We start from the raw sequence: 12849 nt of genomic DNA, 5'->3' as shown, positions 1-12849 counted from the left end.
GTTGGTCGAGTTGCCAACCAACTTCAAGCGGGGAAACGTTGACGACAAAATCGCCTTCACGTTCTGAACTTATCTCTAACCAGCGCACGAGAGGGGCACCTTTTTCGCGTAAAGGCTCTGCCATTAGGTGCCAAACTTTCGCTAAGTTGTCCATACGTTGGATATAAAAGCCAAGCTCTGCGAGAGCTGGTTCGGCCAAGCGGTTAGACAATTCGCCGTCTTTTACTCGCTCAGAAATTAGGTCGGCAACTTTAGCCACTGCTTGTGCACCTTTTTGAGTGAGCTTTTTAAGTGTTTTGGATTCATCTTCTAACCAGCTAGGTAATTCACCGTTTTCGAAGCGGTAGACGTTCTCTTCAAATTGGGTGGGGTCGAAGCGCGTGGCCAACTGGCTCAGTGAAGGAATTAGTTGCTGAACTGAATCTTGCAACTCGTTGCGAAATCTAGCGACACGCTTTTCATCTGCCATATTGGCAAATTTAGTCACTGATTGGTTGAGTCTTTCTAACCAACTTGCGGCGCCTTTCAGACTGGCGGCAGCTGAAGAGTGATCTCGGGCAACATGAGGTAGGTGGTGCGCCTCGTCAAAAACGTAAATGGTATTCTCTGGTTCTGGAAGTATCACACCGCCGCCAAGATCGGCATCGGCCATAACCAAACTATGGTTGGCAATAATCACGTCAGCTTTGTCTAGTTCAGAGCGCGCTTTTTGAAAAGGGCAGTCTCTATGTGCTGGAAGGCTTAGGTTGCAGCTATGTTTGTCACTGACAATCATCTGCCACAGTTCATCCTTAATTGGTTTCGGCCAACTGTCTCGATCACCGTCCCATTTACCTTGCGTCAAAGACTTGTACATGGTTTGCAGTAGCTCGATTTCTTTCTGCTTAGGCTTGGTTTCAAACATCGCCAGTTGACCACCATCGACACCACTGGCCGATGCGAGTTTCTCTGCACAGCAATAGCGTTGACGGCCTTTAGCCAAAATGAATGAAAACTCTCTGTCTGTGAGCCTTCTATATAGAGGCAGATCTTTGCCGATTAGCTGTTCTTGCAGCGCGACGGTAGCCGTCGAGATCACTACTTTGCGATTGTTAAGTACAGCAACCGGAATTGTGGCCATTAAATAAGAGAGAGATTTGCCAATTCCGGTTCCCGCCTCGGCCACAATCATGCGTGTAGATTTGTGATATTCGCCGCATAGTGTTTTAGCGATCTCTGCAACAAGATAGTTTTGAGCTCGACGGGGGACAAAATTTTCGAGCTGTGACTGCAGGTTTTGGTAACTAGTGCGGATAGATTGTTGGATTTTACTGGTTATCATACTGTGACCTATAAAGCGGGTGAAGCATCATAGCACAGTTCGCTAAGTACAACTCAGTTCACGAAATAGAATGCTTAATAACAAAATGTGGATCTTGTTCACAAAAAAAAACTGAACCTTCAGAGACTTACAATTAATTCTAAATGTAAAAAATATATCACGCCAAAAGAAATACCTTGTTGGTGATATATTCTGATATTGCTCTCAAAATTTACCATTTTCGATATTATTGACTGGTCTGGAGGTTTGGAGAGGTGTTTGATGATCCTTGTTATAATCTATGAACTGGCTCGAAAAAAGTGCTAATCTTTATGTAAATTATTGATATATATTGTTTTTATGTATTTTTAGCATGATTTTTTAGAACATTTGACACGCCGGATAATCTTTTGCAATCTAGACCCCGAAATTTAGTGAAGGTGACATCTGGTCCATAAGAGACTGGAGTTACCATCAAAAAACATAAAGGGAACCGGACAAGGAATTCCCATTCTATAGAAAAGGCAGTGGATTATTATGAAAAAGACTCTAGTAGCTCTTTCAGTTCTAGCAGCATCAGCAGCAGCACCTTTTGCTAACGCAGCTATCGAACTATACAACGAAGAAGGCATCACAGTTAACCTTAAAGGTGATATCGAAGTTGTTTACCGTAACGACGTTAAAGGCGACAGCCAGATGGAGCAGCGCATTGAAGACGCTGACTTCGGCTTTGACATCCGTTACCTAGTTAACGACGACTGGTCAGTAGGCGCTTACTGGGAGTTCAACGGTTCTGAAACAACTAACTCAAAAGTAACTCGTAACGGTGACACTTACGTTGCGGCTTACCACAAAACAGCTGGTTCAATCAAATTTGGCCGTACTTGTACTGCTGCTGATGACCTAGGTATCGGTTCAGATGAAGCATTCGGTATTTCTAAGCTTCTAGAAGCGAACACAAACGAGTGTAATGACGAAGCTGTTCGTTATGATTTCGATAACGGTGACTTCTACGCAACTCTAGGTTTTGTACAGAATAAAGTAGACTCAGGCAGCATTCTTAAAGCAAACGGTCGTGCAGTAGTAGCAGACGGTAACGGCGATACTTACTACGATGCGCGTGCTGGATTCCGTGTAGCTGGTTTCGACCTGTCTGGTTTTGTTGCTCAATACGATGCAGAAGATGCAGCAGCTAAGAAAGATGACACTGCTTACGCTCTAGAAGCAGTTTACGGTGGTATCGAGAATGTTAAACTTTCAGTAGCTTACTACGCTGTAAACGCTGATGCTGACAACAAAGACAACAACGTTGTAGCATTTGCAGCTGACTACACTATGGGTAAACTAGGCTTCGCTGCGGGTTACTCAATCGGCGACCACGACGTAAAAGCTGAAGAAGCTGACCGTTGGTTCGTAAACACGACTTACGGTATTGCTCCTAACACTAAACTTTACGCAGAAGTTGGTGGTCTTGACCAAGATGGTGTTGATGACAACACTGGTCTAGCAATTGGTGTTGAAGCGACATTCTAATTCTTAATTAGATAAAGCTTAGAAACACATAAAAGCCACCCTAGGGTGGCTTTTGTTATTTTTTGATGTAAATATTACTCGTCTTTCCGTTAAATAGGGATAAATAATGAAGTACAGCCTTATAATCGCTATGTTGAGTAGCTTGACTTTCGGTTTAGCGAATGCCGCGACATTGACGCCAAAGCGTGGGGTAGATATTCTATATATCAATGGCCAGTCAGCAGAGAGTAAAATCGGTGAAAATGAGATAAGCGAAGGCTTTAATCAAGTTGTGTTAAGGATGAATAAGAACATGTCTCGAGGTTCGAGTAGCGATGTGTTTACGTCTAAGCCATTTGCTATTTCATTTAATGTTACCGGTGAAGAGGTAGTGATTGACCACCCAGTAGCAAGAAGTATTAATGAAGCACAGCGAGCTTTTGAAGGAGAGTCGCCGAAATGGTTTGTGAAAATCGATGGCAAGTTAACCGACTATGAACAATCTATGATTGAAGGAAAAACGGGCTTTTTGCCATTCTCTGGCTTAGAAAAGCGAGTAGCGGAGCATAATGCAAAACGTGGTATTTACTTCAGTAACGGCCAGCTTGTTGACAAGCCAGTTGAAGCGCAAGCTATTGCAGTTGCAGCAACGACAACAGCAGCGGTAACTTCAACATCGAGCAAAGTAGAAAAAGCCTCTCCAGCTAAGCCGGTTGCATCTAGCAATGTTGACCAACTAAAAGCCTGGTACCTAAAATCTTCTAAAGAAGAGCGTAAAGCGTTCCGTCGTTGGATGATTGACCAAGAATAACAAACTGATTGAAGTTTCGAGTTTCGAGCCGCGAGTTGCTAGTCACTCGCGGCTCGAGACTTAAGTAAAGCATTTTTCATCATTTAACGCACATTCAATCGCCCCCACCAGCTTCTCTATATGCTCAGGCTCGCTAATAAACGGTGGCATCATATAGATGAGCTTACCGAATGGTCTAATCCACACGCCTTGCTCTACAAACAGCGCCTGTATTTGCTCCATGTTGACCGCAGTCGTGGTTTCAACGACCCCAATAGCGCCAAGCCAACGTACCTCTTTCACTCTTTCGTACTTCTCTAACTTAGGCAGTAGTTGTGAGAACAGCTGTTCGATCTGCTTGGTTTGACTCTGCCATTCGCCTTTTTCAAGCAGTTCCATACTGGCTGTGGCAACGGCGCAGGCAAGTGGGTTGCCCATAAAGGTAGGGCCATGCATAAAGCACCCAGCTTCACCACCGCAAACGGTATTGGCCACGTCACTGGAAGCTAGGGTTGCGGAGAGGGTCATATAGCCGCTCGTTAGTGCTTTGCCTACGCACAAAATATCAGGTTGAATCTCTGCGTGTTCACAAGCAAACATCTTTCCTGTACGGCCAAAGCCTGTTGCGATCTCATCTAGGATCAGCAATACACCATATTGATCGCATAGCTCTCTTACCCCTTTGAGGAAGTTAGGGTGGTAGATTCTCATACCCCCTGCACCTTGCACGATAGGCTCTAAGATCACCGCTGCGATTTCACGGTGGTGCTTGGCTAATTTTTCCCGGAAATCATCAAGATCGTTTTCATCCCACTGTTGCCAGAATCCTGTTTTTGGGGACGTGGCGAAAATATGCTCCGGCAGAAAGCCTTTATATAGAGAGTGCATCGAATTTTCAGGGTCAGTGACTGACATAGCGGCAAAGGTATCACCGTGGTAGCCATCGCGTAGGGTGAGGAACTTAGGACGAGATTCACCTTTGGCGTGCCAGTATTGCAGCGCCATTTTTAAACTCACTTCTACGGCGACAGAGCCAGAATCAGCCAAAAAAACATGCTGCAAGTTGCTTGGTGCGAAGTTAAGCAGCTTTTTACATAGATTGATGGCAGGCTCGTGGGTGATGCCACCAAACATCACGTGAGATACTTTATCAATCTGACTGCGCGCTGCTTTGTTCAGGTGCGGGTGGTTATAACCATGAATCGCCGACCACCAAGATGACATTCCATCTACCAGCTGTTTTCCATCTTCCAATTGCAGGTAAACGCCGTTAGCAGATGTGACGGGGTAGCAGGTCAGAGGTGTTAAGGTAGAAGTATAGGGATGCCATATATGACGGCGATCGAAAGCGAGATCCATGCCTAGTTCCAGAAATCTTGTTGGTTAAAATTTAATCAAATGTAAACTTTTGATATTTCGTTGTGTTGACAGTCTACAATGTGTCGGTAGACTAGCCAAGTCACTAAACTAACAATAATCAAAGGAAAGCATGTGGAAGTTCGTCATAACTGGACGGTAGAACAAGTTCGTGGCTTGATGGAAAAGCCGTTTATGGATCTATTGTTTGAAGCGCAAATGGTTCACCGCCAATATCAACAACATAATCATGTTCAAGTCAGTACCCTGCTTTCCATCAAAACAGGTGCCTGCCCAGAAGACTGTAAATACTGTCCGCAAAGTGCTCGTTATACGACGGATATTGAGAAAGAGCGCTTGATGGAAGTAGAGCGCGTGCTCGATGCTGCGCAAAAAGCAAAGAGTGCAGGCTCGACGCGTTTTTGTATGGGTGCGGCATGGAAGAACCCGAAAGAGCGCGATATGCCTCACCTTACTGAAATGATCAAAGGTGTCAAAGGCATGGGCTTAGAAACCTGTATGACCTTGGGTATGTTAACTTCTGATCAAGCTAAATCTCTTGCCGATGCCGGTTTAGATTACTATAACCACAACTTAGATACCTCTCCTGAGTTCTATGGCAGCATCATTACAACTCGTACTTACCAAGACCGTCTAGATACCTTGACACATGTGCGTGATGCGGGCATGAAAATATGCTCTGGCGGAATTATTGGTATGGGTGAGAGTGCCAATGATCGCGCCGGCCTTTTAGTTGAACTAGCCAACCTACCTACGCACCCAGAAAGTGTGCCAATTAACATGTTGGTTAAAGTAAAAGGCACACCTTTAGAAGAGGTAGATGATGTTGAACCGTTCGACTTCATCCGCTTGATCGCTATTGCTCGTATAATGATGCCAAAATCAGCGGTCCGTTTATCTGCTGGGCGTGAAAACATGAATGAGCAAATGCAAGCCTTGTGCTTTATGGCAGGTGCTAACTCGGTTTTCTACGGCTGCAAATTATTGACCACACCAAACCCATCTGAAGACAAAGATATGCAGTTGTTCGATAAGCTAGGTATCAACAGCCAGCAAGTTTCGCAAAAGCCTGATGAAATCGAAGAGAACGATCTACTTGACCGTGTTGTAGAACGTGTTGCTGCAAGGCCTACCAAAGACGATCTTTTCTACGATGCCAGTGTTTGATCAGCGTATCAACTTAGCCCTTAGCGAACGCAACGCTAAGGGCTTAACCCGCTCACTTAATCCAGTTCTGTCAGGCCAAGGGGCAGAGCTTGTCCACAATCAGGCTAGCTTTGTTAACTTTTCTAGCAATGACTATCTTGGTTTAGCCTCAGATAAGGAACTGACCAAAGCATGGCAGAAGGGGTTAGATCTTTATGGTAACGGCAGTGGCGCTTCTCCATTAGTTACAGGTTTTAGCCCTGCTCATCAAGAGCTCGAACAGGAGTTGTGTCAGTGGCTTGGCTTTGAGCGTGCAATACTGTTTGGCTCGGGATTTTCGGCTAATCAGGCATTGATATTCACATTGCTACAGAAAGACGATTTGCTACTCCAAGATAAGCTCAATCACGCTTCACTCATTGAGGCCGGTATGCTCTCTTCTGCGACCATGAAGCGTTTTAAGCATAACGATGTTGAGCACCTCCAATCATTGCTAACCAAAGACGCGCTCGTCATCACTGAAGGCGTGTTTAGTATGGATGGTGACTTATCACCACTCGTCCAGATGCAGCAGGTGACAGCTAAACACTCATGGCTAGCGGTCGATGATGCGCACGGTATTGGCGTTTTGGGACAGAACGGTCAGGGCAGTTGCGCCTATGCAGGGATTAAACCCGAAATTTTGATTGTGACCTTTGGTAAAGCGTTTGGACTGTCTGGTGCGGCAATTATGTGTAGCGAATCGCTTGGCGACTATTTAACTCAGTTTGCGAAACACCATGTTTATTCGACCGCGATTCCACCTTCTCAAGCGGTGGCACTGACTAAAGCAGCAAAAATGATTCAAACACAAAACTGGCGTCGTGAAAAAATCGGCGAGCTGTCAGATTGTTATGCTGCGCAATTGGCTGACTTGGATGGGTATCGCCCAACTGAAACACCGATCAAGCCATTTGTCTTGGGTTCGGCGCAAAATGCTGTGCGTGTTGCAAATAGGCTAAGAGAGCAAGGTCTTTGGGTTACGGCGATACGTCCGCCAACGGTGCCAGAGGGGAGTGCGCGTTTACGTATTACCTTAACCGCCAACCATGATAAGCAGCACGTCATAAAACTAGCCAACACATTGAAACAGCTTTGTATAGAGGATGTACAGTGAATCAAGCAGTATTAATTGAGTCTAATCAACCAAGCAACAAAGTGGCAATAGCGGATGCGTTTGGGCGAGCAGCGAATACTTACGATAAGCATGCGGCATTTCAACGCGACGTAGGACAGCGCCTCTTAGCGATGATGCCAGAAGATCTCTCAGGAAAGGTGGTGCTAGATCTCGGATGTGGTACAGGGTACTTCTCAAACGAGTTGTTGCTACGTGGTGCTCAAGTCGTTTGTGTCGACATCTCTGAAAACATGCTAGCCGAAGCAAAGGTTCGATGTGGTGAGGACAATATAAGCTATCAAATCGGTGATGCGGAGTGTTTACCGTTTGGCAATAATCACTTTGATTACGTTTTTTCTAGCCTTGCCTTGCAGTGGTGTGAAGACCTTAGCGTGCCGCTCAAAGAGATAAAACGAGTCGCCAAGCCCTCTGGTAAAGCGTACTTGTCGACGTTATTGGACGGTTCTCTCTATGAACTCAAGCAGGCGTGGGCAAAAGTTGACTCATATCAACACGTCAATGACTTTATTTCAGCCAATCAGGTAAAAATTGCGTTAGCGCAATCTGAATGCCATTTGCATCAACTAGACTTAGCGCCAATCACGGTTTGGTACAAGACAGCTTTTGCACTTATGCGAGACTTGAAAGGCATTGGTGCGACCCATATTGATGGACGCGCTACTGGGCTAACAAGTCGAAGTGCACTGCTGAAAGTTGAACATGAATACCAAACCTATCGGAACCAGCAGGGTCTTCTACCTGCAACATATCAGGTCTGTTTAGGGGTTATTAATCTATGATTGATGCATTTTTTATTGCTGGTACGGATACCGATGTTGGAAAGACGGTTGCTTCTAAAGCAATCTTAAATGCGCTTGCTGAAAAGGATTTAAAAACGATTGGTTATAAACCAGTCGCAGCGGGTAGTGATAAAACAGAACAAGGTTATCGCAATTCAGATGCTTTGTTCTTACAAGCAGCGGCTACGGTTGATGTAGAGTATGACGACGTAAACCCATACGCGCTTGAGCTGCCTGCTTCGCCGCATATTGCCGCGAAACGTGAAAATGTTGTCATTGAATATTCAAAACTGAGTGACAAACTATCTCAACATAAACAAAACTCAGACATTGTCCTTGTAGAAGGCGCCGGTGGTTGGCGCGTCCCAGTTTCTGAAACTGAGTGTTTATCAAGTTGGGTACAGCAAGAGAAGCTGCCAGTGGTGTTAGTTGTTGGTATTAAGCTTGGTTGCTTAAGCCACGCGATTCTAACTATGGATGCGATTAAAGCTGATGGTGTTGAAATTGTTGGTTGGGTGGCTAACCGAGTTAATCCAGGTACAGAGCACTATGCTGAGATTATTGAGCTGTTAGAGCATAAAATTGACGCGCCTAAACTGGGTGAGATCCCGTACGTACCAAAAGTTAAGCGTAAGGATCTGGCGAAATATATTGATGTGTCGCCACTTTTAAATCGATAAGAGCTTTCTATACCTAATAAACAACAAGGCTGCCCTCGGGCAGCCTTGTTTGTTATTGAGCCTGTTACTTGTTTTGTTCAAGCCCCATTAAGGCGCTCTGCGTTTCTGCGATGTGCTGTTGGGTTTTATCTTCCACCGACAAGCCTAGTTGTTGCAACGCTTCGTCTTCAGAGATTCCTAGGTGACAACGCAGTAGATCAATAGCCATTTGATAGTCGTTAGTTTCAACCATGATTTCGTTCCCTTTAAGCATGGATTCTTTCATCTGCCTTAAATCTAGCACGTCGAGACAGAGTCACAATACGACCAAAGTCTAAGCAAAAACCGAGTTTAGCTACGGGTATTCAGTATTCTTGACGTGACCCTTTGTAATCACGGGATTTTTTAAATCACACTCCTAGACATTAAATGTTTCAATTTACTGCTTAACCTTGTAATCAAAGGGGATAGACTATATCTATTAGGTTAACAACAGACCTAAATGAGAGCTTTAGGTCGATAATAAAATACTTCCGTTTTTTTGGAGAAAAGTAATGAAGCGAGTAATGTTATTTCTTGCAACCAACTTAGCTGTTGTTCTGGTACTAAGTGTTGTTCTAAATATCGTTTATGCAGTAACGGGGATGCAGCCAGGTAGTCTATCTGGTTTATTGTTGATGGCTGCAGTATTTGGTTTTGGTGGTGCGTTCATCTCGTTGATGATGTCAAAGAGCATGGCGCTACGCTCAGTGGGCGGTATGGTTATCGAAAGCCCGCGCAACGAAACAGAGCATTGGTTGTTAGAAACTGTGCGTCGTCAATCTGAGCAAGTGGGTATTGGTATGCCAACTGTCGCGATTTATGACTCCGCAGACATCAACGCCTTTGCTACAGGTGCTAAGCGTGATGACTCTTTGGTTGCCGTATCAACTGGCCTGCTTCACAACATGACGCGAGATGAAGCAGAAGCGGTACTAGCTCACGAAGTTAGCCACATTGCTAATGGTGACATGGTCACCATGACGCTAATGCAGGGCGTGGTGAACACGTTTGTTATCTTCCTTTCGCGTTTTATCGCCAACATCGTTGCATCAAATGACAACGAAGAGGAAGGCGATAGCAATATGATGGTGTACTTCGGTGTCAGTATTGTTCTTGAGCTGGTGTTTGGTTTCCTAGCAAGCTTTATTACTATGTGGTACAGCCGTCATCGTGAGTTCCATGCGGATGCAGGAGCGGCTCAACTAGTAGGTAAGCACAAGATGATTGCTGCACTAGAGCGACTAAAAGTAAGCCATGAACCTCAGTTAGAAGGCTCTATGATGGCATTTGGTATCAATGGTAAGCGCTCGATGACAGAGTTATTGATGAGCCACCCACCACTTGATAAGCGTATTTCAGCGCTACGCAATTCTTAGTTCTAAACGTTACTTATTGAAAAGGCTTGGTTTAATGACCAAGCCTTTTTTGATCCTTTTTTAAAACCTTTTCGTACTAGTTATACAAAATAAAATTTGTACAACTTTTACAAAGCATCTATGTTTATGTTGTACAAAAAAAATCAATGTACGACAAAGGGGAAGTTTACATGGATGTACAAGGTGTCAGTCAGGTCTATCAACAACTGAATAAATCTAATCTTCATTTGTTAGAGGATGTCTACCACAGTGATGTTGTGTTCGAGGATGCTGCCCACAGGTTAGAAGGCTGGTTTGAGCTTGAAAGCTACTTTGAAGCCTTATACACCAATGTAAAGCGCTGCGACTTTACTATTTTAGAGCATCAGCAGACGGGAGATAGCGGCTTTCTAACATGGCAGATGGCGTTAGAGCATCCCAAGCTTTCTAAAGGTGAGGTTGTGTACGTTAATGGTGTCAGCCACCTGAAGTTCTCTCAAGGCCGTGTAATTTATCATCGTGATTATTTTGATCTCGGAGAGATGCTGTACGAGAACCTGCCTTTGCTCGGATCGGTGATAAAAACCATTAAATCGAGGTTGGGCAAATGAATACTGTACTCATTACCGGCGCGACCTCAGGAATTGGACTTCAGCTCGCCAAAGATTACGCAAGCCAAGGCCTTAAAGTCTATGCCTGTGGACGAAACAGCAACAAGTTGAGTGAGTTGAGCGAAACGTTTAGCAACATCCAACCTTTGGCATTCGATCTTACCGACCGTGATGCGACTATCGCGGCATTAAGCAGTATTGAATCCGTACCTGAGCTGTGGATATTAAATGCAGGTGATTGTGAGTACATCGATGATGGACAGATGGACTCTCAGTTGGTTAAACGGGTTTTTGAGATCAATGTGATTGGTTTAACCAATGCAATTGAAGGCTGTCAAAAACATTTAACTCGCGGACATCGTCTTGCCATCGTTGGGTCAATCGCGAGCGAAGTGGCTCTACCTAGGGCTGAGGCCTATGGCGCTTCAAAAGCTGCTGTGAGTTATCTGGCAAGAACCCTGCAACTAGACCTAAAACCAAAGGGGATTGAGGTATCGATAATCTACCCAGGCTTTGTTGAAACGCCACTGACAGATAAAAACACGTTTGACATGCCGATGATGGTGTCGCCGCAGCGAGCATCACAAGAGATCCGTCAAGGGTTAGAGCAGGGCAAGAGCCACATCTATTTCCCTAAAAAATTCACTTCTATTTTACGTTTAATCGGAGTTTTGCCTTATCGCTGGCAGAACGCGATTACTTCTAAACTATTGGCGCAAGGATAGGAACAGCACTATGAAAATTGCAATCGTTGGTACAGGTATTTCTGGTTTAACTTGCGGCTACTATCTTCACAAAGATCATGACGTGACGCTGTTTGAAGCGAATGACTACATTGGCGGTCACACTGCCACGGTTGATGTTGAACTCGATGGGCAATCCTATGCGGTTGATACCGGCTTTATCGTCTACAACGACAGAACGTACCCTAACTTTATGGCGCTGATGGATGAGATTGGTGTCGAGGGTAGACCTAGCCAGATGAGTTTTAGCGTTAGAAACGACAGTACGGGCCTAGAGTACAATGGTCATACTATTAGCACCTTGTTTGCGCAAAAGCGTAATTGGCTTAATCCTAAGTTTTACTCCTTTATTTTCGAGATTCTGCGCTTCAATAAGGAAGTGAAACAGATCGCGAATGAACAACAGGGGGCAGAAGTAACGCTCGGTGAGTTCTTATCCACGCGAGGCTTTAGTGACTATTTCTGTCAAAACTACATCTTGCCGATGGGGGCAGCTATATGGTCATCAACTCTCGCAGATATGAGAGCCTTTCCTCTACCGTTTTTTGCCCGCTTTTTCTTAAATCATGGCTTGCTCGATGTGACTAACCGTCCTCAGTGGTATGTGATCAAAGGTGGCTCACGTTCATACATCGATCCGTTGACCCAAGGTTTTGCTGACAAAATACGCCTGAGTACCCCTATCGACTCAGTGGTTCGAGATCAAGCTGGTGTGACATTGCACTTCAATGGACAAAGCGAGCGCTTCGATCAAGTTATCTTTGCCTGCCATAGTGACCAAGCAATGAGCCTGCTTAAAGACTCAAGTGACACCGAACGTTCAGTATTGTCTGGATTAGCGTATCAGGCCAATGAAGTGATATTACACACTGACGAGCAGTTACTACCTAAGCGAAAAGCGGCTTGGGCATCTTGGAACTATTGGTTAGAAGGTAGCGAAGGTGAAGATAGCAGAGCTCCAACGTTGACCTACAACATGAATATTTTGCAGCACATTGAAGCGCCTCAAACATTCTGTGTGTCACTTAATAGTGGTGAGCAAATTGACCAAAGTAAGATTTTAAGACGCTTTGTTTATCACCACCCTGTATTCAATCAGCAATCGATAGAAGCGCAAGCTCGACGTGAAGAGGTCAATGGCTTGTCTCGCACTTGGTTCTGTGGTGCTTATTGGTACAACGGCTTTCACGAAGATGGTGTGCGTAGCGCTCTTGATGTGGTTCGAGGTATCAATCTACTAGATGCCAATCTTCGTTCACAAGGGGCAGCGTGATATGGCGGAAGTGAAAGGCAGTTGCCTATTTGTCGGAGAGGTCAGGCATAGACGTTTTACCCCAATCGAACATGCGCTGAACTAT

The 12849-nt window shown here is 44.9% G+C and carries 12 protein-coding genes and 2 pseudogenes; 11 read left to right on the top strand and 3 right to left on the bottom strand.

Translation table 11 applies throughout. From position 1 onward, the window contains the following. Positions 1 to 1321 (bottom strand): annotated as a pseudogene (locus QTO00_RS05925) (ATP-dependent DNA helicase DinG); the annotation flags it as partial. A 516-nt stretch (positions 1322 to 1837) separates the two neighbouring features. On the opposite strand from QTO00_RS05925, the gene QTO00_RS05920 reads away from it, so the two are divergent. Both QTO00_RS05920 and QTO00_RS05915 read left to right on the top strand, forming a co-directional pair. Further along, positions 1838 to 2833 carry a porin gene (locus tag QTO00_RS05920; RefSeq protein ID WP_331423620.1) on the top strand — a complete coding sequence of 332 codons (996 nt, stop codon included), beginning with the start codon at positions 1838 to 1840 and terminating at the stop codon, positions 2831 to 2833. A gap of 106 nt (positions 2834 to 2939) precedes the next feature. After that, positions 2940 to 3623 carry a YccT family protein gene (locus QTO00_RS05915; RefSeq protein ID WP_331423618.1) on the top strand — a complete coding sequence of 228 codons (684 nt, stop codon included), beginning with the start codon at positions 2940 to 2942 and terminating at the stop codon, positions 3621 to 3623. 60 nt (positions 3624 to 3683) lie between these two features. Here QTO00_RS05915 and bioA read toward each other — a convergent pair whose 3' ends face one another. Continuing rightward, positions 3684 to 4961, bottom strand: coding sequence for an adenosylmethionine--8-amino-7-oxononanoate transaminase (gene bioA / locus QTO00_RS05910; protein ID WP_331423617.1), 1278 nt, complete (start codon positions 4959 to 4961; stop codon positions 3684 to 3686). A gap of 132 nt (positions 4962 to 5093) precedes the next feature. Here bioA and bioB point away from each other — a divergent pair, with 132 nt between their 5' ends. From bioB to bioD, 4 genes are read left to right on the top strand one after another with little or no spacing between them, the layout of a single operon-like run. After that, a complete protein-coding gene (bioB, locus tag QTO00_RS05905; RefSeq protein ID WP_331423616.1) occupies positions 5094 to 6146 on the top strand; it encodes a biotin synthase BioB in 1053 nt (350 codons plus the stop codon). After that, the gene (gene bioF / locus QTO00_RS05900) at positions 6133 to 7281 is read left to right on the top strand and encodes an 8-amino-7-oxononanoate synthase (RefSeq protein WP_331423615.1); all 1149 of its coding nucleotides are present in this window, start codon (positions 6133 to 6135) and stop codon (positions 7279 to 7281) included. Before bioB ends, bioF begins: the two co-directional genes overlap by 14 nt. Further along, entirely contained in the window at positions 7278 to 8081 is an 804-nt protein-coding gene (gene bioC, locus QTO00_RS05895; protein ID WP_331423613.1) for a malonyl-ACP O-methyltransferase BioC, read from the top strand. Before bioF ends, bioC begins: the two co-directional genes overlap by 4 nt. Beyond that, positions 8078 to 8761: a dethiobiotin synthase gene (gene bioD, locus QTO00_RS05890; RefSeq protein ID WP_331423611.1), complete on the top strand. Its 684-nt coding sequence runs from the start codon at positions 8078 to 8080 to the stop codon at positions 8759 to 8761. Before bioC ends, bioD begins: the two co-directional genes overlap by 4 nt. A gap of 64 nt (positions 8762 to 8825) precedes the next feature. On the opposite strand, the gene QTO00_RS05885 is transcribed toward bioD, so the two are convergent. Continuing rightward, positions 8826 to 9014 (bottom strand): hypothetical protein, encoded by a 189-nt coding sequence (locus QTO00_RS05885; RefSeq protein WP_331423622.1) that lies wholly within the window; start codon positions 9012 to 9014, stop codon positions 8826 to 8828. A 280-nt stretch (positions 9015 to 9294) separates the two neighbouring features. Between QTO00_RS05885 and htpX the strand changes: the two genes are divergently transcribed. The 5 genes and pseudogenes from htpX to QTO00_RS05860 all read left to right on the top strand — a co-directional run. Further along, the gene (htpX, locus tag QTO00_RS05880) at positions 9295 to 10158 is read left to right on the top strand and encodes a protease HtpX (RefSeq protein ID WP_331423609.1); all 864 of its coding nucleotides are present in this window, start codon (positions 9295 to 9297) and stop codon (positions 10156 to 10158) included. A gap of 170 nt (positions 10159 to 10328) precedes the next feature. Then, the gene (locus QTO00_RS05875; RefSeq protein ID WP_331423607.1) at positions 10329 to 10748 is read left to right on the top strand and encodes a nuclear transport factor 2 family protein; all 420 of its coding nucleotides are present in this window, start codon (positions 10329 to 10331) and stop codon (positions 10746 to 10748) included. After that, positions 10745 to 11473 carry an SDR family oxidoreductase gene (locus QTO00_RS05870; protein WP_331423605.1) on the top strand — a complete coding sequence of 243 codons (729 nt, stop codon included), beginning with the start codon at positions 10745 to 10747 and terminating at the stop codon, positions 11471 to 11473. The genes QTO00_RS05875 and QTO00_RS05870 overlap by 4 nt, the downstream gene beginning before the upstream one ends. Positions 11474 to 11483: 10 nt before the next feature. Further along, complete coding sequence (locus QTO00_RS05865; protein WP_331423603.1) at positions 11484 to 12764, top strand: NAD(P)/FAD-dependent oxidoreductase; 1281 nt, start codon at positions 11484 to 11486, stop codon at positions 12762 to 12764. 1 nt (position 12765) lies between these two features. After that, a pseudogene (locus tag QTO00_RS05860) lies at positions 12766 to 12849 on the top strand (DUF1365 domain-containing protein); the annotation flags it as partial.

The organism is Vibrio sp. M260118, from assembly GCF_036533755.1.
Classification (GTDB): Bacteria; Pseudomonadota; Gammaproteobacteria; order Enterobacterales; family Vibrionaceae; genus Vibrio.
Note: the sequence above shows the minus strand (reverse complement) of the source record. Positions and strands in the feature narration are given on the sequence as shown.